The sequence below is a fragment of the Methylophaga sp. genome (genome assembly GCF_009711715.1).
Classification (GTDB): Bacteria; Pseudomonadota; Gammaproteobacteria; order Nitrosococcales; family Methylophagaceae; genus Methylophaga.
Genome location: NZ_VENF01000011.1, coordinates 227,418 through 250,816, shown reverse-complemented (window position 1 = coordinate 250,816; position 23,399 = coordinate 227,418). Strand labels below are relative to the sequence as shown.

General features: G+C 50.9%; 19 protein-coding genes and 1 riboswitch. Of the genes, 14 read left to right on the top strand and 5 right to left on the bottom strand.

Annotated features, from left to right (window positions below):
* Positions 1-29 precede the first annotated feature (29 nt).
* Positions 30-2,042: a sodium-translocating pyrophosphatase gene (locus FH755_RS09430; protein ID WP_292440860.1), complete on the bottom strand. Its 2,013-nt coding sequence runs from the start codon at positions 2,040-2,042 to the stop codon at positions 30-32.
* Between the two features lie 140 nt (positions 2,043-2,182).
* Here FH755_RS09430 and FH755_RS09425 point away from each other — a divergent pair, with 140 nt between their 5' ends.
* The 7 genes from FH755_RS09425 to clpA all read left to right on the top strand — a co-directional run bounded on the left by FH755_RS09425 (position 2,183) and on the right by clpA (position 7,773).
* Positions 2,183-2,977, top strand: a complete 795-nt coding sequence (locus FH755_RS09425) for a sulfite exporter TauE/SafE family protein (RefSeq protein ID WP_292440859.1) — start codon at positions 2,183-2,185, stop codon at positions 2,975-2,977.
* A 20-nt stretch (positions 2,978-2,997) separates the two neighbouring features.
* Entirely contained in the window at positions 2,998-3,168 is a 171-nt protein-coding gene (rd, locus tag FH755_RS09420) for a rubredoxin (RefSeq protein ID WP_292440858.1), read from the top strand.
* Positions 3,169-3,261: 93 nt separating this feature from the next.
* Positions 3,262-3,801 carry an inorganic diphosphatase gene (gene ppa / locus FH755_RS09415; RefSeq protein ID WP_292440857.1) on the top strand — a complete coding sequence of 180 codons (540 nt, stop codon included), beginning with the start codon at positions 3,262-3,264 and terminating at the stop codon, positions 3,799-3,801.
* A gap of 74 nt (positions 3,802-3,875) precedes the next feature.
* Positions 3,876-4,718, top strand: coding sequence for a phosphoserine phosphatase SerB (serB, locus tag FH755_RS09410; protein ID WP_292440856.1), 843 nt, complete (start codon positions 3,876-3,878; stop codon positions 4,716-4,718).
* Between the two features lie 69 nt (positions 4,719-4,787).
* The gene (grxD, locus tag FH755_RS09405; protein WP_292440855.1) at positions 4,788-5,105 is read left to right on the top strand and encodes a Grx4 family monothiol glutaredoxin; all 318 of its coding nucleotides are present in this window, start codon (positions 4,788-4,790) and stop codon (positions 5,103-5,105) included.
* A gap of 8 nt (positions 5,106-5,113) precedes the next feature.
* Positions 5,114-5,440, top strand: coding sequence for an ATP-dependent Clp protease adapter ClpS (clpS, locus tag FH755_RS09400; RefSeq protein WP_292440854.1), 327 nt, complete (start codon positions 5,114-5,116; stop codon positions 5,438-5,440).
* 71 nt (positions 5,441-5,511) lie between these two features.
* Complete coding sequence (gene clpA / locus FH755_RS09395; RefSeq protein WP_292440853.1) at positions 5,512-7,773, top strand: ATP-dependent Clp protease ATP-binding subunit ClpA; 2,262 nt, start codon at positions 5,512-5,514, stop codon at positions 7,771-7,773.
* 361 nt (positions 7,774-8,134) lie between these two features.
* On the opposite strand, the gene cobO is transcribed toward clpA, so the two are convergent.
* Both cobO and FH755_RS09385 read right to left on the bottom strand, forming a co-directional pair.
* Positions 8,135-8,743, bottom strand: coding sequence for a cob(I)yrinic acid a,c-diamide adenosyltransferase (gene cobO / locus FH755_RS09390; protein WP_292440852.1), 609 nt, complete (start codon positions 8,741-8,743; stop codon positions 8,135-8,137).
* A 56-nt stretch (positions 8,744-8,799) separates the two neighbouring features.
* Positions 8,800-10,632 carry a TonB-dependent receptor gene (locus FH755_RS09385; protein WP_292440851.1) on the bottom strand — a complete coding sequence of 611 codons (1,833 nt, stop codon included), beginning with the start codon at positions 10,630-10,632 and terminating at the stop codon, positions 8,800-8,802.
* Positions 10,633-10,760: 128 nt separating this feature from the next.
* Positions 10,761-10,958, bottom strand: a riboswitch (cobalamin riboswitch).
* A 109-nt stretch (positions 10,959-11,067) separates the two neighbouring features.
* On the opposite strand from FH755_RS09385, the gene FH755_RS09380 reads away from it, so the two are divergent.
* The 6 genes from FH755_RS09380 to greB all read left to right on the top strand — a co-directional run bounded on the left by FH755_RS09380 (position 11,068) and on the right by greB (position 20,772).
* Positions 11,068-12,255, top strand: coding sequence for an O-succinylhomoserine sulfhydrylase (locus FH755_RS09380; RefSeq protein WP_292440850.1), 1,188 nt, complete (start codon positions 11,068-11,070; stop codon positions 12,253-12,255).
* A 109-nt stretch (positions 12,256-12,364) separates the two neighbouring features.
* Entirely contained in the window at positions 12,365-14,176 is a 1,812-nt protein-coding gene (locus FH755_RS09375; RefSeq protein ID WP_292440849.1) for a vWA domain-containing protein, read from the top strand.
* On the top strand, positions 14,176-17,907 hold the full coding sequence (locus tag FH755_RS09370; protein ID WP_292440848.1) for a hypothetical protein: 3,732 nt from the start codon (positions 14,176-14,178) through the stop codon (positions 17,905-17,907). Before FH755_RS09375 ends, FH755_RS09370 begins: the two co-directional genes overlap by 1 nt.
* A gap of 80 nt (positions 17,908-17,987) precedes the next feature.
* Positions 17,988-19,319, top strand: coding sequence for an FAD-dependent oxidoreductase (locus FH755_RS09365; protein WP_292440847.1), 1,332 nt, complete (start codon positions 17,988-17,990; stop codon positions 19,317-19,319).
* A gap of 77 nt (positions 19,320-19,396) precedes the next feature.
* A complete protein-coding gene (locus FH755_RS09360) occupies positions 19,397-20,263 on the top strand; it encodes a chemotaxis protein CheW (protein WP_292440846.1) in 867 nt (288 codons plus the stop codon).
* A 35-nt stretch (positions 20,264-20,298) separates the two neighbouring features.
* The gene (greB, locus tag FH755_RS09355) at positions 20,299-20,772 is read left to right on the top strand and encodes a transcription elongation factor GreB (protein ID WP_292440845.1); all 474 of its coding nucleotides are present in this window, start codon (positions 20,299-20,301) and stop codon (positions 20,770-20,772) included.
* Between the two features lie 33 nt (positions 20,773-20,805).
* On the opposite strand, the gene FH755_RS09350 is transcribed toward greB, so the two are convergent.
* Positions 20,806-21,234, bottom strand: coding sequence for a DUF3617 family protein (locus FH755_RS09350; protein WP_292440844.1), 429 nt, complete (start codon positions 21,232-21,234; stop codon positions 20,806-20,808).
* A 219-nt stretch (positions 21,235-21,453) separates the two neighbouring features.
* On the opposite strand from FH755_RS09350, the gene FH755_RS09345 reads away from it, so the two are divergent.
* Positions 21,454-22,035 (top strand): NnrU family protein, encoded by a 582-nt coding sequence (locus FH755_RS09345; RefSeq protein ID WP_292440843.1) that lies wholly within the window; start codon positions 21,454-21,456, stop codon positions 22,033-22,035.
* Here FH755_RS09345 and FH755_RS09340 read toward each other — a convergent pair.
* On the bottom strand, positions 22,022-23,137 hold the full coding sequence (locus FH755_RS09340; protein ID WP_292440842.1) for a PQQ-dependent sugar dehydrogenase: 1,116 nt from the start codon (positions 23,135-23,137) through the stop codon (positions 22,022-22,024). The genes FH755_RS09345 and FH755_RS09340 overlap by 14 nt on opposite strands.
* Positions 23,138-23,399: the final 262 nt, after the last annotated feature.

Here is a 23,399-nt window from a genome sequence, read left to right as displayed (position 1 = left end):
GTGGCCTTGGACTGAGTGAGACTGAGGCTTCAGATCAACAGCGGTGCGATAACCAGACTGACTATCGCCATGACATTGATCAGAATATTCATCGAAGGACCGGAAGTATCCTTGAGCGGATCACCGACGGTATCACCGACCACGACCGCTTTATGAACGTCCGAACCTTTACCGCCATGATGGCCTTTTTCGACATGCTTTTTGGCATTATCCCATGCGCCCCCGGCATTCGCCATCATCAGTGCCATCATCACACAGCAGATGAGTGCACCGCCGAGCATGCCGCCCAGAGCCTCCGGACCGAGGCCAAAACCGACCACAATCGGGGCCGCCACAGCCAAAGTGCCGGGCAGTATCATTTTATTAAGTGCGGCTTTGGTGGCGATATCGACACAACGCGCGGTGTCCGGTTTGGCCGTGCCTTCCAGCAGCCCCGGTATTTCCTTAAACTGGCGACGGATTTCGTGAATCATATCAAAAGCGGCATCGCCCACGGCTGTCATGGTCATGGCACTGACCAGGAACGGGAATATGCCACCGAGGAACATTCCCATCAGCACCAGCGGATTATTAATCAGCAAGGCAAAGCTGGGGTCGCCCTGCGTGATGGTTTCGATATAAGCACTGATGATGGCCAGCGCAGCCAGCGCGGCTGCACCGATCGCAAAACCTTTACCAATTGCGGCGGTAGTATTGCCGAGTTCATCCAGCGAGTCGGTAATATCACGCGTGTCTTTACCCATCTCAGACATTTCGGCAATGCCGCCGGCGTTGTCGGCGACCGGGCCGTAAGCATCAATCGCCATAGTGATACCAACAGTGGCCAGCATACCGACGGCAGCAATACCGACACCATAAAGATCAGCAAAGTAACTGGCAGTGAAGATAATCGCGGCAATGGTAATAACCGGTACCGCCACCGACTGCATACCCAGCGCCAGACCGCCGATCATGACAGTGGCCGGGCCGGTCTCACCACTGGCGGCCAGTTTTCTCACCGGCGAACCGCCAGTGTAGTACTCAGTGCTGAGGCCAATCACAATACCGCCTATCGCACCGGACAAAACAGCAATCCAGAGGTTAGTCAGGCCGCCGAGGCTGGTGATCAAAAACCAGGAAACTACAATAAAGAGTAATGAAGCTCCCATGGTGCCGATGCGCAGGGCGACTTCAGGGCTTTTGGTGGAAAACAGTTTAACCGTAAGAATGCCGGCCACCGAGCACAGCAGTCCGGCAGAAGCCAGCGCCAGCGGCATAAACATGAGTGTTTCCTGAGAGTCAGCTAACTGGCTGATGGTGACAGCACTCATTGTTGAGGCAATTGCGATACTGGCAATCATGGCACCACAGTAGGATTCGAAAATATCCGAGCCCATCCCGGCGACATCGCCGACATTATCACCCACATTATCTGCAATAACGCCGGGGTTGCGGGGATCATCTTCGGGAATACCGGCTTCAACTTTACCCACCAAATCGGCACCGACATCGGCAGACTTGGTGAAGATCCCGCCGCCGACACGTGAGAATAAAGCGACGGATGAAGCGCCCATGCCAAAGCCATGAATGGTGTGAGCAGTGTGGGGATCACTGCCGTAAAGCAGGTAGAGAATGCCCAGGCCCAGCAGTCCCATGGCGGCAACGGTCAGGCCCATGATTGAGCCGCCGAAGAAGGCCACGGTCAGCGCTTCGGAGGCACCATTGTCACGAGCGGCAACAGCCGTTCTGACATTGGCCTTGGTGGCACTGTACATGCCGATAAAGCCGGCGGTCGCAGAACTGATAGCGCCCACAAAAAAGGCCAGCGCTGTGTGCCAGCCCAAATCAGACAGCCCGAGACCGATAATGCAGATGAGACAGAAAATAGCGAGGCGCGAGTATTCTGCTCGCATAAACACCATGGCGCCCAAGTGTATCTGATCACCGATATCCACCACACTACCGCTACCCGGTGAGTATGATTTCACCTTTTTGTAGACCAGAAAGGCACAGAGTAGTCCAAAAATTCCCAAAATGGCCGGGACGGTGCTGAGTGACGTCATAAGTCTTACCTCGTTATTATCGTTAGAAAAATCTTACTGGGTGGTGCTCCTTGGAACGTTTAATGGTGCTCGGTTTTTTATACCTGTATCGTAACGGCAAGTAAAGCCGCTGGATAAGGCGTTATGGAGAAGTGGAATTGATGCTTGAATGGCTGAGTTTCGCCCTGGCGGGTGTAGTCGCTGGTTTAGCCGCCGGTTTGTTCGGGATAGGCGGAGGCCTGATTATTGTGCCGATCCTGGTGACGGTCTTCAGTTGGCAGGGCATGTCAGCCGAGATTGCCATTCATGTGGCGATAGGGACATCACTGATGACTATTACGGTGACTTCCCTGTCATCCATGCGGGCGCATCATCGCTATGGTATGACACAGTGGCAACTGGTGGGCCGTCTCACACCCGGCCTGATTATCGGCAGTCTCGGCGGCGCCGTGATCGCAGCCAGTCTATCCAGTGCATTACTGCAGACCATTTTTGCATTGTTTGCGATACTGATGTCGGGCAGGATGTGGCTGCCGCCGCCCCAGGCTTTATCGCCCAGATTGCTGACAAAACTGTTAATGGGAGTTTACGGCGCAGTGACGGGTGTGGTTTCCGCCATGGTGGGTATCGGTGGCGGTACGCTGGTGGTGCCCTATTTAGTCATGGCGGGGCAGAGTATGCAGAAAGCCGTCGGCACAGCTGCCGCCTGTGGTTTTCCTATCGCAGCGAGTGGCGTGGTAGGCTTTATCTGGATGGGCACACAGGTGCATCAGATTCATGCCGACTGGCAAACCGGTTTTATTCATTGGCAGGCTTTTATCGGTATCATTGCGACCAGCATTTTTATGGCACCACTGGGTGCTCGGCTGGCACGAGGTCTGTCACACAGAAAACTGAGCCAGCTTTTTTCCCTGCTGCTGCTGGCGGTGGGGTTGATTCTGCTCAGCCGAAGTTGAATTCAAATGGAGGTGTCATCATGAGAAAGTGGATCTGTACGATATGCGGCTTTGTCTATGATGAAGCCGAGGGCATGCCGGAAGAGGGCATCATGCCCGGCACAGCATGGGAGGATGTTCCTGATGACTGGGTTTGTCCGGACTGTGGTGCGCCAAAGGAAGATTTTGAGATGATTCCACTTGAGGAGTGAGTAGTGTTTCCGGTGAGAGCGAGTTTAATCCGGCTGCTTTTTCTTCTATAATTAGCGGATTTATACAAACTCAAGAACTGGAGCAAAACAGCTATGAACCTCGACCGTGTTGGATCGGGCAAGAATCTGCCACAAGACGTTAATGTCATCATCGAAATTCCTTCGCATTCCGATCCGGTGAAGTACGAAGTCGACAAAGAAACCGGTGCTTTATTTGTTGACCGCTTCATGAATACGGCGATGTTCTATCCCACTAACTATGGCTACATTCCCCACACACTGTCTGACGATGGCGATCCGGTTGATGTGTTAGTAATCAGTCCCTACGCACTGATCAGCGGCTCTGTCGTTGCCTGCCGGCCGGTCGGTATGCTCAAAATGACCGATGAATCCGGTGTCGATGCCAAAGTGATCGCGGTACCTCACGACAAGATGTATGACCATATCAATGATATCGGTGATGTATCTCAGTTGCTGCTGGATCAGTTGGCTCATTTCTTTGAACACTATAAAGATCTGGAAAAAAACAAATGGGTCAAAGTGGAAGGCTGGGTTGGTAAAACTGAAGCCGAGGAGGAAATTGTCGCCAGTGTTGAGCGTTTTAAAGCTGCGCCGGTCAAACCGCAATTCTAGAATTACCCATTAACTTTTAGTTACCCGGCGAGCTGAACGTTCAGTCTCGCCGTTTTTTTATAAAGCGAATTAAGATGACACAACTCATCCTGCAGGGAACGGCCCTGAACCGGCAACAGGCTGAAACCATTGCCCATGATTTCAGCGGTGAACTAAATTGGCGGCAAAAGTTTGCCGTCATCGAGTCGGTCAATATCAGCCAGGAAAACCTGCATAGCCTGCGCCAGCAATTTGATTTTGATATCAATGTGCTGCCGGAGAATTTTGCTGATTGCCAGCCCGGTCTGCTGGTCACCGATATGGATTCAACTCTGATCAGTATCGAATGTATTGATGAAATCGCTGACTTTATGAATATCAAGCCACAGGTGGCAGAGATCACTGAAGCGGCAATGCAGGGCGAAATCGACTTCGAAACTTCACTCAGAAAACGCGTGTCTTTGTTAAAAGGTCTTGATGTATCGGTGCTGGAGCGTGTTTATGACGAGCGTTTACAATTGAACCCCGGTGCTGAAATCATGGTTGAAACCCTGAAACAACAGGGTATCAAGCTGGCATTGGTATCAGGGGGATTCACCTTTTTTACCGACAGGCTCAAGCAACGACTGGGGCTTGATTTTACCCAGGCTAATGTGCTGGCAGAAAAAGACGGCAAACTGACCGGTGAGGTCGAGGGTGCGATTTGTGGTGCCCAGGCAAAAGCCGATTTTCTGCAGCAGTGCTGTAACCGTCTCGGTTTGAACCCGGAGCAGGCTATTGCCATTGGTGACGGTGCCAATGATTTATTAATGATGCAACCGGCTGGTTTAAGTGTCGCCTACCATGCCAAGCCCAAAGTACAGGCACAGGCGGATACAGCGATCAACCACAACGGGCTGGAAGCTATTCTGGGGCTGTTGCAGCTGGATTATAACTAGCCTAAGCTTGAAATTAAGACAAGCGGCCCCATTCTTACTACAACAATTTTCCAAAACGAGGACCAACTAATGGATGTTATGGAGCGGATTAAACAGGCGATTGAAGGTAATGATGTCATCCTGTTTATGAAAGGTACGCCCGAATTCCCACAATGCGGCTTTTCCAGCCGCGCGTCACAAGCGGTGGCTGCATGTGGTGCAGAGTTTGCATATGTGAATGTACTGGCGGAGCCGGAAGTGCGTGAAAATCTGTACCGTTATGCAGATTGGCCGACCTTCCCGCAATTGTATATCAACGGCGAACTGGTGGGCGGATGCGACATCATCATGGAGCTGTACGAAAACGGCGAATTGAAAAAAATGGTTGAAGAAGCCACTGCGAGCTAAGTAGACGCATGACTGACGAACACGATCACGATTGGCACGGCGATAATGATTACGCCGTCGCACCGGCCAAACCCGGATTGAAGCGGCCACCCAAATACCGGGTGATCATGCTTAATGATGACTATACGCCTATGGATTTTGTGGTTGAGGTTCTGGAAAACCTATTTGGCATGGGGCGTGAACGTGCCACACGCACCATGCTGCAAGTTCACACCGAAGGCAGTGCCTTGTGTGGTATTTTCACTTATGAGATAGCTGAAGCGAAAGTCGAACAGGTCAACAGCTATTCTCAACGCCACGGCCATCCATTGCAGTGTACGATGGAAGAGGAGTGACCCGTTCGATAGCTGTAACTGAACACAGTTTTGAAATGTTCAGATACGCAAGCAATTAGGTGGAACGCAAGATGTTAAGTAAAGAACTCGAACAGACTCTCAGTCAGGCATTCAACTATGCGCGTCAGCGCTCGCATGAGTTTCTCACCGTAGAACATCTGCTGTTGGCCCTGCTGGAAAATGGTCAGGCTCTGGCTGTGCTCAAAGCCTGTAATGTCGATATTCCGGCATTACGCCAGGAACTGAGTGATTTTCTGGCAGACAATCTGCCGACCCTGCCCGAAGACAGTGAGCGCGAAACCCAGCCGACGCTGGCATTCCAGCGTATTCTGCAGCGTGCTGTCATGCATGTTCAATCCTCCGGCGGCACCGAAGTTACCGGTGCCAATGTGCTGGTCTCTATCTTCTCAGAACAACAGTCACAGGCGGTATATCTGCTGCAGAAGCAGGACGTGACACGGCTTGATGTGGTCAATGCCATCAGCCACGGCGGTATTGATGAAGTGGTTGAAGAAACCGACGAAGAAGCAAAAATTGACGCTGAAGAAGCCGGTGAAGACGGGAAAAATCCGTTGTCACTGTATGCTGAAAATCTCAATGCCTCAGCCAAAAAAGGTCGCATTGACCCCTTGATCGGTCGCGCGATGGAGCTTGAACGCACCCTGCAGGTGCTTTGCCGTCGTCGTAAAAACAATCCCTTGTTTGTGGGTGAAGCCGGTGTTGGTAAAACCGCACTGGCAGAAGGCCTTGCCCGCCGCATCGTTCATGGCGACGTCCCTGAAGTGCTGCAGGACACGGTGATTTACTCATTGGATATGGGCGCCCTGGTGGCCGGTACCAAGTATCGCGGTGATTTTGAAAAACGCCTCAAAGCGTTGCTGCGGGAACTGAAAAAGCAGCCTGGCGCCATCCTCTTTATCGATGAAATTCACACCATGATCGGTGCCGGCAGTGCCGGTAACAGCACAATGGATGCTGCCAATCTACTGAAACCGCTGCTGGCCAGTGGAGAACTGAAATGTATCGGTTCGACCACTTACCAGGAATACCGCGGTATTTTTGAACATGACCGTGCTCTGGCGCGTCGATTCCAGAAAATCGATGTCCCTGAGCCAACTGTGGCAGAAACTATTGAGATTCTGAAAGGGCTGAAACCCGGCCTCGAAGAACATCATAATGTGCGCTATTCCCACGCCGCTATCGAGCAGGCGGCGGAACTGGCTCACCGTCATATCAATGACCGTTTTCTGCCCGATAAGGCCATTGATGTACTCGATGAGGTCGGTGCGGCACAACGTATTGCGCCTAAATCAAAACGCAAAAAACTGATTGGTGTGAATGATGTGCAGGCGATTGTCGCCAAGATTGCGCGTATTCCGGCTAAAACTGTCAGTAATGCCGATAAGGATAATCTGCGTAAGCTGGAAGATAACCTTAAACATGTTATTTTCGGTCAGGATGAAGCAATCTCTGCTCTCAGTTCAGCAATCAAAATGGGACGTTCAGGCCTGGGGCATCCGGAAAAACCGATTGGTGCCTTCCTGTTTGCCGGCCCCACCGGTGTCGGTAAAACCGAAGTGACCCGACAGCTGGCTCACAACCTGGGTGTCGATCTGATTCGTTTCGATATGTCGGAATATATGGAAAGCCATACTGTATCGAGACTGATTGGTGCGCCGCCTGGCTACGTTGGCTTTGATCAGGGTGGTTTGCTGACCGATGCCATCATCAAGCAACCGCATGCGGTACTGCTGCTGGATGAAATTGAAAAAGCACATCCGGACGTATTTAACCTGCTGTTGCAGGTCATGGACCACGGTACTTTGACCGATAATAACGGTCGTAAAGCTGACTTCCGCCATGTGGTACTGGTGATGACCAGTAATGCGGGTGCTGCTGAAATGAGCAAAACCTCCATCGGCTTCACCAAGCAGGAACACCAGACCGATGGCACTGAAGCGGTGAAACGTACCTTTACGCCTGAATTCCGTAACCGTCTGGATGGCATTATTCACTTCAAACCATTGCAGAAAGACGCGATTCTGCGTGTGGCGGATAAAGCGGTGCTGGAACTGGAAATGCTGCTTCAGGACAAAAACGTCACCATTGAAATTGACGACAAAGCACGTCAATGGTTGGCTGAACACGGTTACGATGTGCTGATGGGGGCCAGACCAATGGCTCGCCTGGTGCAGGAGAAAATCAAGCGGCCACTGGCAGACGAACTGCTATTCGGTAAGTTGAGTCAGCGCGGTGGACATGTCCGTGTCACATTGCAGGATGATGAAATTTATCTGGAGCTGGAAGATGCTGCCGAATCGGTTGGTTCCTGATCGATTATCAACCCTTGTTTCCTTAGCAATAAATGAGCCCGATAGTAATTACTATGGGCTCAACTGTTTCTGAGGCTGGATATTAGCACTGGCTAATGATTCAAAACTTATTCACCTCGGGAACTTTTTCCTCACCAATAATTTAAGTAGCGTCTGCAAGTGTTTGATTTTGTACATTGAGACTGTAAGTCATTGATAAATAATAAAATAAATTCCTGGTTATTTTTTAACCATTCTGAGGGGATGCTTGTTGGATGAGGCACTTAGAGACTAACTCCAAAGTTAGTCACAGAGTTATCCACAGAAAATGTGAGTAACTTTACAGTCATATGACAGAGCAAAAAATGCGCCACTGTCTGAACTAAAGCTCCACACCTTTCTGTGCTCTGATACCGGCACGAAAAGCATGCTTCACATCCTCGATTCGACTGACAGTATCAGCAGCATCTATCACGGTTTCCGGCGCACCCCGACCCGTAATAATGACGTGCTGCATAGGCGGGCGGTTGGCAATATCTGCCAGTACTTTTTCTGTATCCAGGTATTTCATTTTCAGGACGATATTGAGTTCGTCCAGCAGGACCAAATCAATCTCAGGGTTCTGCAGCATGCTTTTACAGATTTCCCAGCCTTTCTCTGCTGAGGCGATATCCTGCTCCAGGTTCTGCGTGTCCCAGGTAAAGCCATCGCCGACTACATGGTAGTCAACCTCTTCAGGAAAACGCCGGAAAAAAGCTTCTTCGCCGGTGCTGAACGCACCCTTGATAAATTGCACCACACCGACTTTCATATCGTGGCCCAGTGCACGTGCAACCATCCCGAATCCTGATGAACTCTTGCCTTTACCGTTACCGGTGATGACAAGTAACAGTCCTTTGTCTTTATCAGCTTGCTGGATCTGTTGATCGACGATGGACTTTTGTTTTTGCATGCGTTTGTTGTGGCGTTCGGTTTTAGTTTTGTCAGTCATTTTTTATCCATAATCGGGAAGTGGGCCAGAATTCTGGCCCACTTATACGCGTTATTTTAAGGAGAATAATGCAATGACAGCATGACATTGGTGCTATCGCTGTTAAAACCAGCCACAGTTTCATACTGCTCGTCGAATAAATTTGCAACTTTCAGCTTCAGGCTGGTTGAAGGGGCAATCTGATAACCACCGACAATATCCAGCGTTGTGAAACTACTTAAGCGACGCTCGTTAGCGGCATCATCAAAACGTCTGCCAGACACATAAAGTTTAGTTCCAAGGCTGTATTGACCGAACTGTTTAAATGCATTGATTGTAAGCGTTTGTTCAGCACGTCGTGGCAGTACATTTCCCCGATTCTCATTGTCTGCCTTGTTTTCTGGATCGAGCAGAGAGAACTGACCATTCAGATTAACGCCAAACAACACTGTACTGGCAGTGAATTCGACCCCTTTTATCATAGCTTCAGAAATATTTTGGGGTACAAAGAAATCATCAAGAATAATCAGGTTATCCACCCTGGTACGAAAGGCTGCAACAGTCCAGTCGACATTTGTCACGTTGCCAGCGATACCAACCTCTATACTCTCAGATTCTTCCGGTTCAAGATCTGGATTTGCGCCAAAAGGGCTAAACACGTCAACGAAACTCGGTGCCGAAAATGCTTCACCATAATTGATGTAGGCACGTGTATTGGCTGTGAACTGATATCCCCAGGCTGCATTTACAGATGTATCACTACCGTATTGTTCGTTGTCATCTTCCCGGATAGAGAACCTGTAGTCATGATCGCCAAACCGACCTTGAAGTTGTGCGAAGTAGGCATTGTTTTCTCTTTCCGCCTCATCATAACCGCTTAAGGCTTCGACTTTATCGTCTTCGTAGTCATAGCCCAATGTGAAGATATGATTATCTTTAATGGAAACATCACTTTGAATAGAAAATGTATTTTTCTTATTTTCAAAACGATTTGTGTCGGCGCCAAAATTACGGCTGTCGAAAATGCTCTTGCTGACTGAAGAGGTCAGTTTCCAAATATCGGTAAGGTCGGCTTTGGCGGTGAGTCCGGTCGTGTACTGCTCAAATAATGTTTCATTGTAGAAGCCATCATAATGTGTTCTGCCACTGCTGTAGAGTTTGAAAGCTTCCAGATTAAGTCGGGAGCCTAACTGTGTACCAGCCCTTAGTGAATAATTTTTGTTTCTGTAACCGTCGTTGTCAGGTTCATCTGCAAAGCAACCAATGCCAAGTGTGGCACTGCGACCATCACAACTGTCAAAACCGTCTGAATCAAGGTGGCCGGCGTCAAAATTAAACCAGGCTAGCTCATTACCAGCGCTGAAACCGATATTCGTTTCCTTGGTATTGTGTGAGCCCGCGGCAATGGACAAGCGGGGTTGAAATCCACTTTGTTTGTCTCGGGTAAAAATTTGTATCGTTCCGCCTATGGAGGATGAACCGTAAAGACTTGACTGTGGACCTCTGACCAACTCAATTCGCTCTATTGACTGAATTGGAATGTGTTCAATTTGTGGTGCACCAAACTCATTGGTAGCCAGCTTGGCACCATTTAACAGAATTTGAGTATGGTTGGATTCTGTACCTCTGATAAAAAGAGAAGTTTGTTTACCCAGTCCACCTGAATTACCAATGACCACGCCTGGAAGGCTATTGAGCGCTTCGGCAATAGTTCGGTAATCATAGCGTTCAATGTCTTCTCTTGTAACAACGGAAATCGAACTGAGCGTATCAGATACAGATGTATCTGTTCGGGTATCAGTGACAACGATCTGCTCTAGCTTTTCCGGCTCGGCATGAGCAGGCATGGATAGTAGCGTCAGCAAAGAGGTGCTGACAGCTTTTGAGAGAAAGGTTTTTTTGAATAACATGATGACGCCTGTAATTGACAGTATCCACCCGATACTGCTGATGAGTCCTATCCGCTGCAGGCGTGACGAAGTTCGGCAGAGCCGATTGAGATTCGCCACATCGCCCACCGCGACGCGAGAGTTGGGAATTAAATCCCGCTGACACAGGCCGGTCTCCGGACTTACAAGCTAAAAAAACAATCGCCTTCCCATGCGAGCACAGTGGCATATTGATTGTCTGAAACTTGAATACCGTTGCGGGGGCAGTATTGGAATTGCCAAAGGCTTACCAATTTCCCGATTATCCTGCAGTTTTATCTGCAGGCACCCGAATCAGAGTCGCAAACTCTAATCCCGGGCTTGGTGGATGTCAATTTTGCGTCAAGATACGGGAAGCTGGTCACAGGCGGCCATAGCCTTTAAAATTGAACAATTTACCCGGATATTTGCTTCCAGATGACAGAAGAATTTAAAGATAAAGGTTTCGCAACGCGTGCGGTGCGTGTTGGCCACCGCAGAACGCCTGAAGGCGAACAGTCGGAACCGATTTTCCCGACCTCAAGCTTCACTTTTGAGAGTGCAGAGCAGGCTGCGGCACGTTTTGCCGGTGACGAGCCGGGCAATATCTACTCGCGTTTTACCAATCCGACGGTGCGTACTTTTGAAGAACGGCTGGCCGCATTGGAAGGTGGTGAGTCATGTGTGGCAACGTCATCGGGTATGTCTGCCATTCTGTCGACGATGATGGCGCTGCTGGAGGCGGGCGATCATGTCGTCTCATCAATGAGTATTTTCGGCACTACCCGCGTGCTGTTTGACAAATATCTCAGCAAATTTGGCATCAGCACGAACTACGTGAAGCTGTCGAACCTGGACGACTGGAAACAGGCCATCAAACCGGAAACCAAAATTCTGTTCCTGGAGACACCATCCAACCCACTGAATGAAATTGCGGATTTAGCGGCGTTATCAGCTCTGGCCAAGGAAAACCATTGTTTGCTGGTGGTTGATAACTGTTTCTGCACACCTGCCCTGCAACAGCCACTGGCACTGGGCGCGGATATTGTTATCCACTCGGCGACAAAATATATCGATGGACAGGGCCGCTGTATCGGCGGTGCCGTTGTGGGTGATGCCGAGTTAGTCGGTGAGCAGATCTATGGCTTCCTGCGCACTGCCGGGCCGACCATGAGCCCGTTCAATGCCTGGACCTTTATCAAAGGGCTGGAAACACTGGACCTGCGGATGAAAGCGCATTCGGCGTCTGCGCTGGAACTGGCTCAGTGGCTGGAACAGCAGCCGGCTGTCAGCAAGGTCTTTTATGCCGGACTGCCCAGCCACCCGCAACATGAACTGGCAAAAAAACAGCAAACAGCCTTTGGCGGCATTATTGCGTTCGAAATCAAGGGCGGCAAAGCCGATGCATGGAAGTTGATTAATTCGTTGGAATGGTTGTCGATCACGGCCAACCTAGGCGATAGCAAAACCACGATCACGCATCCTGCCACCACGACACATGGTCGCTTGAGCGAGGAAGACAGGGCGCTTTCAGGCATTACAGACGGCATGCTGCGTATTTCTGTCGGTCTGGAAACAGTCGATGATATTAAAGCAGATCTAAGCCGGGGCTTAGCAGCAATTTAATCCTGCGGCATAAAACCTGCATACATCACGGAAAACTGGTTAAACGTCAGAAATTTGTCCCGCCTGCCAGGGCGGGGCTGACTGACTCAACAAGATGAGTGATTATGCGATGTCATTAGTCTACAAATTAGCTTTGCCTTTTTTCCTGCTGTTCACGCTGCCAGTCACTCAGGCTGCAGCAGCCAGCGAACCGATCAGTGATGTCCGCGTCGTGATCGATGTCTCCGGCAGTATGAAGCAGAACGACCCGAATAATCTGAGAGCGCCTGCCATGCGAATGCTGGTGGGACTGATGCCCGAGGATGAAACCCGCGCTGGTGTCTGGACCTTTGCCCAGATGGTCAACATGCTGGTGCCCTGGCGGGAAGTGAATGATGAATGGCGGCAGAACGCGATTGAAAAATCTACCCAGATTCACTCTCACGGTCTCTTTACTAATATAGAGCAGGCGTTACAAAAAGCCACTGCCAATCAGAAACAGGCGGATCCCGATTACCGTCGCAGTATGATTCTGCTCTCTGACGGTTTTGTTGATCTCAAGCCTGGAAAAGCGGCAACCCAGGCTTCACGCCAGCGTATTCTCGATAAACTGGTTGCCAGGTTAAAAGCCCTCCAAATCACAGTCCACACCATCGCTCTCTCGGATAATGCCGATCACGAACTGCTCAAGGCTTTATCGATGGCCACTGATGGCTGGTACCGGCAGGCAGATTCCGCCGAAGAACTGCAACGCATTTTTCTGCATCTGTTCGAGCAATCCACCAACCGTGACACGGTCCCGCTGGCGGATAATCAATTTTCTATCGATAAAAGTGTTGAGGAAATGACGGTACTGGCATTTCGTCAGCCTGGCTCTGCAGCCACTAAATTGCAGTTGCCGGATGGCACCACCCTTGAACAGTCACAGCAATCCGAACGCATACGCTGGCTGCATGAAGACAGTTTTGATCTGATTACAGTTGAGCAGCCCGTACCAGGCCAGTGGCAAATCAATGCCGAGCTGGATCCCGATAATCGCGTTATGGTGGTCACCGATATGCAATTGCGGACCAGTGACTTACCCAACAATGTGCTGGTGGGGGAGCAGTTCGATTTTGAAGCCCGCTTAACAGAGAAAGGCGAAGTGATTAGCCGGCCTGCTTTTCTGCATCTGGTGGATGGTCAATTGGTCAGAAAAAAAGCGACTGAACTTAATGAACTACCGCTCAACAGACGACCGGATGAAGCTGTATACCGGGCCTCGCTGGGTACCGGGTTCGAGGCCGGTCGTAATGATGTTATTGTGACGATGAAAAGCGCGACCTTTGAACGCCAGCGCCGTCAGAGTATTAATGTCATCGCTGCCCCGATCTCTATAGACACCACCCAGCTCGAACAACCTTCACGCAGTCACCGTATTGAAGTTGAAGCCGATGCCGGGCTCATCAATCCGGACTCGCTGTCGATAACAGCTTTATTAAGAGAGCAGGATGGTGATGAATGGCCCTATGAAATGCTCAAGATAGCGGACAATCGCTGGCGACTGACGCTGACTGATCTGGAGCCGGAGCAGGATTACACCCTGTCTCTGCAACTGCGGGGAGCGACACCCGAAGGCAGACAGGTTTTTCTACAGCCTGAAGCCATCACACTGACCGATAATAGGGCGGTTCAACCAGAGCCTGCAGAAGCTGCGACTCCGGTACAGGAGCCGGAAGCAAATACGACAGAAACTGAACAAAACATAGCGGAACAGCAGGAAACTGAGATTACGCAAACCGTAGCGCCGGCCCCTGAGCCCGAAGTTGCACCTGCTGAGCCGATGTCCGATACGATGAAATTATTGATTGGTAACGCCGTGATTTTGTTCTTGCTGCTGGTTGGTATTATCTGGTGGCGCAGACAAACGGCCTCAGCTGTTCCGGCAGGAGATTTGATTTGATGAACCTCACTGATCCCATTCTAGAATTGCTCGCCTACGAGGTCGCTCTGATCTTTGCGGTAATAGCCGGGGTGCTCATCGTTAAAAACCTAAAACAACACCGTCGGGTGAATGCACAGACAAAAAAAACGGTCAAAAAGATCAAGCAGAACCAGGAGCAGCGTGCATTACATTTGAAAACCCTGCTGGCCGAACAATATGGGCTGGAAGGTGAGCTACTGGAAACCCGTGCGGCGGAATTTCTTGACAGAGAAAAGCAGGTCTATAAGAACTTGCTACAAGCCTTTGTTGAACAGGATGGCAAAGCATTCGCCAGTCTGCCGGAGCGACTTGAACAGGCGGTTGATGCTGCGCTCGCTACACTACCGGAAACAACAGTAGAACAGCCTCAAGAAACAGAAAGCGCAGAAGAGTTTGAAACAGTTATTGAGCCGGCAACAGACCAAGCAGAAGAAAGTACTGAAAAAGTTGAACCCCGGGAAGCTGCCGAACCTGAACCAGAACCAGTTGACGACGGCGATCAACTATTTAGTGACAGCAGCTTTATCGAAACAAAAGCTGACAACCAAATCGAGCCCGAGTCGAGTGCTGAGCCGGTTCAGGAAGATGAGACTGACAGCACCGCCAAAGCCGAAATAACTAAGCCTGACACCGAGCTTGAAACGGCAGCAGAAGTAGAACCGGCATCTGAACCAGAAACAGCCTTTGACGAACAACGCCAGCAGACAGCCCAGGCTGAAGACACGGATCAGTCACTCCGCACCGATGATATAGAAGCCTTACTGGAAGGAGAATCCTTTGACCTGGAGGGTGATACTGGGGCTGAGACAGAAGCGCTTGCAGAACAACCACCGACCGAGTCGGCTAGCAAGCAGGATACTGCAAGCAGCGACGCACAGTTAGCTGATACACCGGCCGCCTCTGAAGATGAAGAGGATGTCGACATTACAGAGATTGATGGCAACCTGGCACTGGATGAGGAATACGCTAATTCAGGCCTCAGAGATGAAGATATCGATCGCTTCGCAGACAGTAGTGAAGCGATCGAAATACCCGGTGACCCGGAGAATCTTCACTCCGCGATGAGTGCTGACAGCCCGGAAGCCGAACCCGCGCCGGAGCCGCGGACTGAACCAGAGCAATCTGAGTCAGAAGTGACACAAGCCAGAGGTCTGAAACAATTCCTTAAAGCAAACAGCTTCAATTTGAAGCCGCAGAGCTCAGCTGAGCCAATGGCAGCGGACACGCCAGCACCATCAGAGGAAGCTGTTTCAGGGGAGCAGACAACACAAGATGCCGACATTGAAACTGCTGACTTATCAGCACTGAGGAATAAGCAGGATGTCATTGATGACCTGCAACAGGAAGTGACTCAAAACATCGAAACGGATGAGCCCCTCCCGGCTGCAACTGAGACGGAGGAGCTACCGGCTGAAGAAAGTATGGCTGGTGCAGAAACAGAGCATGAACCGGAACCCGGAGAAGCAAACGCGGCAGAGACTGAGCAGGCACTTTCAGCCAAGCAGGCTGCTGTCGTTGAGGAGTCACCGGAGCCTGAAGACGCGGTGGACGATGATATTGATGCTCTGGTTGAGCCAGTGGCGGAAACAGCGGTTTCAACTGAAGCTGTTGAGGAAGAAGCCGCTGAAAAATTGGAACCGGAAACTGCGCCGGATTCTGCTGATGTTCTGGAACAAGTGACAGAAACAGTGGAACCTGAACAGACGACAGCGTCCTCCAACCCGGAATCAGAACAGCAAACTTCAACTGAGACAACGGACACGCCGGAGATAAAGACTGATTCACAACCGGAGCTGGAAACGGCTGATACCTTTTCTGTTGAAGATATCGAGTCCATCCTGGCTCAACAGCAAGAAACAGAATCAGCGGCTTTACAGACTGCCTCCGAGCCACAAAATATTGCAGAGCCAGAGCCAGAGCCAGAGCCAGAGCCAGAGCCAGAGCCAGAGCCAGAGCCAGAGCCAGAGCCAGAGCCAGAGCCAGAGCCAGAGCCAGAGCCAGTTCGAGCAGAATCACAAGACGAGTCTGAAGCTGAACGTTTGCAACGCTTGATGGCTGAGAGCCAGGAACAAACGTCAGAGACTGAGATGTTTGCTGTTCCTGACACGGACGACACCGCCGGTCCGGACAAAGCGACCGAGCAGGAATCGATGCGCTCAGAGCTGGAAGATCTTCGCGCTAAGTTACGCGAACGTACTGCCCAATTAAAAGCCGAGGCCGAAGCTCGCCAGGCTCAGAAAGCAGAGCAGGAACTTGAGGCAGCGATCACTGAAACCAGCGTTGAAGACGCAACGGTCGAGGAACCAATCTCTCAAGCAGCTGAAACCTTGCAACTGCCAGAGGCGGAACAGAACCAGGACACAGAGCAGGAAGATGATGCAGTAGGAGTCCCGCCAGAAGCCGATGACTCATCAGAAATGGCAGCTGGGGCAGAGACGGAGCTGGAGGCTGAAAACCAGCAAGAGCAGGCTGATGCAGTTGAGGATGAAGCAGCCTTAGCTGCTGAATGGGAGCAACAACTTTCAGCACAGGATGAAGTAGCTTCAGAGGTAGAGAAAGAAGCGAATTCACAAGCACCCGAAACAGCAGCACAACAGATTGAAGAGGCTAACCTCGTTTCAGGCGAAGTGGGCGGAATGATGGATGAGGAAACGGTTGTTCCCGAGCAGGAGAAGACTGCTGAGGCGCTTGATGAGGAAGCAGCCATAGCAGCGGAGTGGGAACAGCAGTTGTCAGCGCAGACAGATGTCGCGTTAACGGAAGCGGAGGCTGATCTGGAAATGCCTCAATCATCCTCACCTGCTTTGGCTGATACAGATAATACCGGGTCGCCCGAAGATGAGACCGCGGTGCTGGCCGAGTGGGAAAGACAATTGGTCAACGAAGCGGAATCGCTCACTACCGACACAGAAGACAAGACAGACACTGATGCGGCTACAGGGATCACCGAGGAGTCAGCCGAGAGCCCAGTCAGCGAGGCGGTTAAGCCTGAGCCAGAAGCTGAAATCCCTGCGGAATGGGAACAGCAGCTTAAAGTGCAGGATGAGGCGGCAATCACTGAGCGCGAAGAATCAGAACCGGATTTGGCTGCGCCTGACACGAACGAGCCTGAAGCAGTTTCTGACACTGAGTCTGTAGACCATGAAAACGAAGCCGCGATGCTGGCTGAGTGGGAGCAGCAACTGGTCAATGAAGCTGAAATACAAACTGATGCCCCCGATGCTGCAGTTCAGCAGGGCAGCCCTCAGGGTGAAGGTTTTGTTGCCTTTTCAGAAACGCAGGCAACGCAGATAGCCGACAAGGAACGGGCAGAAGCAGATAGAGAAGCCGCGCTGGCTGCCGCCTGGCAAACAGCAAGTACTGAAACGGTTCAGCAGCCCACAATGAAAGCGCCTTCAGAGCAGGAACAGCCGGGTGAAGAGGCGTCCGGCGAGTCTGAAGATGAAGACATTGATACCGGTCCACCGGTCAAGTTGACTGATGCCAAAGCGGCACTGTCTGAAATGTGGGACGACCTGACTGAAGAACCGTTACCTTCTGAGGAGGATCTGGAATCAATGTTCAATGAAATTCGACAACTGGACCAGAACCAGCCCACCTCTAATCAGGAAAGCCGGAGCTCGAACAAAGCGACGGAGAAAGATGAATTGAAATCGATTCTGTCATCCATTCCATCGTTTTCACAGATGAACAAAAAATCTGACCACTAGACTGATTTCAACAGAGATTTCCCGCTGCGCCAGCGCGTCTATTCTGCTAGAATCTGGCGCAGTTTTTATCGGGAAAAAACATGACAGAACAAGTCCATGATGTTGCCATTATCGGTGGTGGTGTGTGTGGTACAGCCCTGCTGTATCTCTTAAGTGAATACACGGATATCCAGCATATTGCCCTGGTTGAGAAATACGATGACGTGGCCAAGGTGAATTCTCATGGTCGCAACAACAGCCAGACTTTGCACTGCGGTGATATCGAAACCAACTACACACTGGAAAAAGCCGCCAGGGTAAAAGCCGCTGCCGAAATGGTGGTGAATTTTGCCGAAACGCTGGACGATCACGACAAGGTCATTTTCAAATACCCGAAAATGGTTCTCGGTGTTGGCGAAAAAGAATGTCAGCAATTGCGGGAACGCTTTGAAAAGTTCAAAGCCGTCTTCACCACCATGCAGTTGCTGGAAAAAGAGCAGATCGCCGAGATTGAACCGAATGTCATCATGGTTGACGGCAAAATGCGTGATGAACCCTGTGTGGCGCTTGCTGTGCTCGATGAATATTCTGCCGTCGACTACCATCAGCTGGCGCAGCGATTTGTTCAGGAAGCCAGCAAAAATACAGATAAAGGCATTTCGCTGTGCCTCAACAGCCACGTGGAAAATATCATCGAGAAGGACGGCTTGTTCTCAATCGTTACTCAGAACCAGGTGATTAAAGCCAGAACGGTAGTTGTCTCTGCCGGCGGTCACAGTCTGTTACTGGCTCAGCAAATGGGTTACGGGCTGGAATACTCCTGCCTGCCGGTGGCTGGCAGCTTCTATTTCACACCGCCACTGCTGAAGGGCAAGGTGTATACGGTTCAGAATGACAAACTGCCGTTTGCCGCTGTTCATGGTGATCCGGATGTACTGGTGGAAGGTAAAACCCGTTTTGGACCGACGGCTTTATTGCTGCCGATGCTAGAACGCTATAACAGCAAGACTTTTGTCGAGTTTTTGCGAGTGCTGAAACTCGACCGTCGGGTGTTTAAAGTCTTCTGGGATCTGTTTAAAGTCAGCGATATCCGTAACTACATCTTTAAAAACTTCCTGTTTGAAGTACCCGGTCTGCGCCGCTGGCTGTTTATGCGGGATGCGCGCAAGATTGTGCCGTCGCTGAAGCTGGAAGATGTGAGTTTTGCCAAGGGCTTTGGCGGTGTACGTCCGCAGTTGATTGATAAAAAGTCATCCAAACTGATGCTGGGCGAGGCCAAAATCAATCCGGGCACGGGCATTGTCTTTAATATGACGCCATCCCCCGGTGCCACCAGTTGCCTGGAAAATGCCGAGCTGGATATGCGTTTTGTGGCGGGCAGACTGGGCGCAAAAATCGATGATGCGCGGCTAAACGCTGTACTGCATAAATAGTCCTGCTGGCTTAAGCTTTGCCGGCTTGTGACGATATAAGGCTGTAGGGAAGGGACCGCCTCTTTGAGGGAGATAAAATGCAGATACCGTCATCAAGACTGAGCAAAGGCGCTAAGCTGGCTGAACAAAAACAGCTGTTTACCTTTTTCGTGCAGGACATGCTGTTCGGACTGGGTGTCGAACATGTGCTGATGCTGGATCAGAATGTGGATAAAATTCAGCCTCTGCCGGTGGAAGAACAGGGATTCTGCGGTGTTATCAAGTTTCAGGGTGTGGTGGTGCCGGTGCTGGATTTTGCCCATCGGCTCAATGTGCCCTCGGGACTGGACAATAAAAAGACCCTGATCAATGACCTGAAAACGCGTTTGCAGTCACATCAGCGGTGGGTCGATACCCTGGCGGATTGTCTGCGCAACAGTGAGTCATTCAACTTGGATCTGGAATCTGCGGAATGTGCCAGCACGCTCTGGTTGCGGCAGTTTGAATCGCGTGATGAGACCCTGAGGGAACTGGTCAGAGCGATCAGTGTGCCACATCATGCCTTACACGAAGCCGGGGTGATGGCGACGCGCCAGGCGCAGGGGCAGGATCCGAATAATCTCGCCGGTCTGTTCCGGCAACAGGCGAGCCAGCAACTGCAGAAAATCAGAAACCTCACGCATCGTGCCTGTGAGCAGGTGCAGAGTGATATGCGTCAGGTCCTGTTGTTTGTCACCAACGATGGCAAAACACCACGCTATGCCTTGCTGATTGATGAAATCAATGATGTCATCAGTTATGATGCTTCGAATTTTCAGTCCAGTGCCCGTGGCGCGCTGGCACAGTTTCGAAAAATCGGTGACGTGCTCGCTGGTGTCTATACCCACGAAGAACAGGCCGATTGTTTATTTTTTGATGTGAATAAACTGGTAGATAACGAGGCGCTGCAGGCCGTTCAGCTATGACCAGACTGACCGGCCTGTCGTGCCGGTGAGACAGCATGAAATCATCCCCATATATTACCGCTGAAGGCATGTTTCGACTTAACCAGGAGTTGAGCGAACGCTGGCAGCGCCGCCGTGAAGTGGTGCAGGCTCTGGCTGCGGCCGCCGCGGAAGGCGACCGCAGTGAAAATGCCGAATATATTTATCGTAAAAAAGAACTGCGCGAACTGGATCGGCGGATTCGTTATTTACAGAAAAGACTGCCGGATCTGAAAGTAGTCCATGATGCGCCCGATGATCAGAGCAAGGTTTTCTTCGCTGCCCGGGTGACGCTGGAAACTGATGAAGGCAAGGAAGTAACCTATCGGATTGTGGGTCCTGACGAGATTGACTTTGAGAAAGGCAATATCAGTGTCGACTCACCGTTGGCCCGAGCTCTGCTGGGCAAGACGGTAGATGATGAAGTAGTGATTCACATTGCTGATGGTCGAAAACAATACTTTATTATCGGAATTCGTTATCACACATAAATCTGTCTGTTGCTGATAAAGTTTGTGTGTTAATCAGCAATTGCCCATGCGCTGTGCCTTGTAGTCCATTTTCATCAACATTTTGCCCAGTGGCGTATCCATTTCGCTGTGCATCTTGCCCTGCATCTGTTCACCATGGAAAGTGGCGTAACCGCTGAAGCGACTCTGCATACCCTGCATATCACACTGGGCAGCATAATCAGCGCGATCGCGCTCAATATCCACACGAGTTAGCTTGCAGTTCTCAGGGATTTCCAGCACATCGATACCTTTATCGAGATCAGCCTGGGTAACACATTGCTGATTTTTGGTAGTTTGCGGTTCGACCGATACCGGACCTTCGATACGGGTTGTGTGGGTATAAGCCCATAATCCAGGGACGAGGTTGGGCGTCTCTGCGCTGGCTGTCGAACTGAGCAGGGCAGTGCTCAGGCTGACGGCGATAAAAAAATTCCGACGCATAAAGTTGATTTCCTTTTATCGGTTAACCACTGCCGATATTATACGCTGTCCGAACAGCTTTTAAATTTCAGTCGGTCAACATTGGCGCAGACTGTTCTCAGTGCAAACCAGCGCAGACGATGATTTAAGTCCGGCACAAAGTTGACGCCGGCGCTTTTTTGTCATGGTCTGCTGTATGCTGTAAAACAATACAAAAGCGGTTTCAAAGCGAGGAAGTTTATGGAAATACTGATTACAGGCCTGCTGATCTTTCTCGGCAGTCACTCGGTTCGTATTGTGGCCGAGGACTGGCGAAATCAGCAACTGCAGCGTTGGGGTAAGATTAAATGGAAAGCTGCTTTTTCACTGGTCGCGCTGACAGGCTTGTTACTGATCATTAAGGGTTACAGTGAGGCAGCAACGAATCCGGTGATTTTATGGTCACTACCGGCCTGGATCAATCATCTGGTCTTATTACTGATGATGCCCGCTTTTATCCTGCTGGTGGCAACATACTGGCCGGGCTCAGGAATCAAAGCCAGAGTAGGCCATCCGATGTTGCTGGCGGTCAAAATCTGGGCCCTGGCCCATCTACTTGCCAATGGCAGTCTGGCAGACCTCATTTTATTTGGCAGCTTCCTGATATGGGCAGTCATCGATTTTGCTGTGTGCCGACGCCGCGACAGACGCGAGGGAGTGGCAAGACCGTCAGGTAGCCTGGCAAGGGACATACAGGTGACCGTGAGTGGTATTGTGATTTGGGCCCTATTTGCGTTCTATCTCCACAGCCTGTTGTTCGGGGTGAGTCCTATGGCTTTGTAGCCGGTGTAATCCGGTATATAACACCGGCATCGGTACCAACCAGAACAGCCCCGTCCGGTGCTTCAACGACACTACGGATGCGGCTGTTCAGGCTTCTGAGCAGACGTTTTTCATCGACAGCTTCATTGTTGTCATTGAGCGTCACGATATTGAGGTGCTGCAGTTTCATTGCACCGGACAGAAGCTTACCCTTCCATGTTTTGAACAGATCGCCCTGATACTGAATCAGACCGCTGGGGGCAATCGACGGATCATACATTTTAACCGGCTGCTCCATACCTTCCTTTTTCTCTTCACCCACCGGCATGGGCGCCCAGTATTCCTTGCCGTAGGAGATTTCCGGCCAGCCGTAATTATTGCCGGGTTGGACCAGGTTAATCTCATCGCCGCCACGGGGACCATGTTCCTGTGCCCAGAGGAGGCCGGTTTCAGTGTTATAGAACAGGCCCTGAACATTCCGGTGGCCATAGCTCCAGATTTCCGGCAGTGCTTTGTCCTGGCCAACAAAGGGATTATCTTCCGGCACGCTGCCATCAAGATTCAGACGCAGAATGCTGCCGGCATGATTGCGCAGATTCTGGGCATTATCGCGTTCGCCGCGGTCACCGAGTGAGAGAAAAACATGACCCTGGCCATCAAAAGCAATACGACCACCAAAATGCACGTTATTGCCTGTGCGGCTCTGGGTCACGATGAGATCCTGCCAGTCAACAAGCTGGTCAGCCTCAATACGGGCCCTGGCGAGGGTGGTGGCTCCCTGACCGTCGACATCTTTGTTATAACTAAGATAAATCCAGCCATTGTCCTGGTAATCCGGTGCCAGGCGGATATCAAACAAACCGCCCTGACCATCGACCCGGATATCATCCGGCAGACCACTGATTTGAGTGGTTTCGCCGTTTTTCATATCAACCCGGCTCAGGGTCTCATCACGCTGGGTGACCAGCAGTTGATTATCGGGCAGAACGGCCATGCCCCAGGGGATACTGAGTCCACTGGCGACTTTTTCAATATTCAGATCCTTGTCGCCGGTAATATCAGCATGAACGGAAAACGTTATGGAACAGATGAATGACAGGGTTAGCGTTTGTAGCCATTTCATAATGAATTCCTTGTTTCAAATTCGCATTAAGCACTGACAGAATAATCATACAGTTGCACTTGCCTGTGCAATTCTTGCAAGCGCCAACGTGTCGGACCTGGATTGCTTACTTACGTTCGCAGTAACAATAAAGAGGCCGGTTGTCTGTCGCCTGAGGCCTTGTCTCTAGTCAACGACAGGCTTCGGGCAGCTCAGACTCAACACACAAGCCGTCATTGCGAGCGGAGTGAAGCAATCCGCTGCCGGAGTGAGGCAGTGCAGC

Excerpts from the sequence above, each read along its gene's own strand:
- clpS (WP_292440854.1), top strand. The coding sequence starts at position 5,114 with ATGACTGACGAACACGATCACGATTGGCACGGCGATAATGATTACGCC.
- cobO (WP_292440852.1), bottom strand. The coding sequence starts at position 8,743 with ATGACTGACAAAACTAAAACCGAACGCCACAACAAACGCATGCAAAAA.
- FH755_RS09350 (WP_292440844.1), bottom strand. The coding sequence starts at position 21,234 with ATGCGTCGGAATTTTTTTATCGCCGTCAGCCTGAGCACTGCCCTGCTC.
- FH755_RS09375 (WP_292440849.1), top strand. The coding sequence starts at position 12,365 with ATGTCATTAGTCTACAAATTAGCTTTGCCTTTTTTCCTGCTGTTCACG.
- grxD (WP_292440855.1), top strand. The coding sequence starts at position 4,788 with ATGGATGTTATGGAGCGGATTAAACAGGCGATTGAAGGTAATGATGTC.
- FH755_RS09360 (WP_292440846.1), top strand. The coding sequence starts at position 19,397 with ATGCAGATACCGTCATCAAGACTGAGCAAAGGCGCTAAGCTGGCTGAA.
- clpA (WP_292440853.1), top strand. The coding sequence starts at position 5,512 with ATGTTAAGTAAAGAACTCGAACAGACTCTCAGTCAGGCATTCAACTAT.
- FH755_RS09345 (WP_292440843.1), top strand. The coding sequence starts at position 21,454 with ATGGAAATACTGATTACAGGCCTGCTGATCTTTCTCGGCAGTCACTCG.
- FH755_RS09370 (WP_292440848.1), top strand. The coding sequence starts at position 14,176 with ATGAACCTCACTGATCCCATTCTAGAATTGCTCGCCTACGAGGTCGCT.
- FH755_RS09430 (WP_292440860.1), bottom strand. The coding sequence starts at position 2,042 with ATGACGTCACTCAGCACCGTCCCGGCCATTTTGGGAATTTTTGGACTA.
- rd (WP_292440858.1), top strand. The coding sequence starts at position 2,998 with ATGAGAAAGTGGATCTGTACGATATGCGGCTTTGTCTATGATGAAGCC.
- FH755_RS09365 (WP_292440847.1), top strand. The coding sequence starts at position 17,988 with ATGACAGAACAAGTCCATGATGTTGCCATTATCGGTGGTGGTGTGTGT.
- greB (WP_292440845.1), top strand. The coding sequence starts at position 20,299 with ATGAAATCATCCCCATATATTACCGCTGAAGGCATGTTTCGACTTAAC.
- FH755_RS09425 (WP_292440859.1), top strand. The coding sequence starts at position 2,183 with ATGCTTGAATGGCTGAGTTTCGCCCTGGCGGGTGTAGTCGCTGGTTTA.
- ppa (WP_292440857.1), top strand. The coding sequence starts at position 3,262 with ATGAACCTCGACCGTGTTGGATCGGGCAAGAATCTGCCACAAGACGTT.
- FH755_RS09380 (WP_292440850.1), top strand. The coding sequence starts at position 11,068 with ATGACAGAAGAATTTAAAGATAAAGGTTTCGCAACGCGTGCGGTGCGT.
- serB (WP_292440856.1), top strand. The coding sequence starts at position 3,876 with ATGACACAACTCATCCTGCAGGGAACGGCCCTGAACCGGCAACAGGCT.
- FH755_RS09340 (WP_292440842.1), bottom strand. The coding sequence starts at position 23,137 with ATGAAATGGCTACAAACGCTAACCCTGTCATTCATCTGTTCCATAACG.
- FH755_RS09385 (WP_292440851.1), bottom strand. The coding sequence starts at position 10,632 with ATGTTATTCAAAAAAACCTTTCTCTCAAAAGCTGTCAGCACCTCTTTG.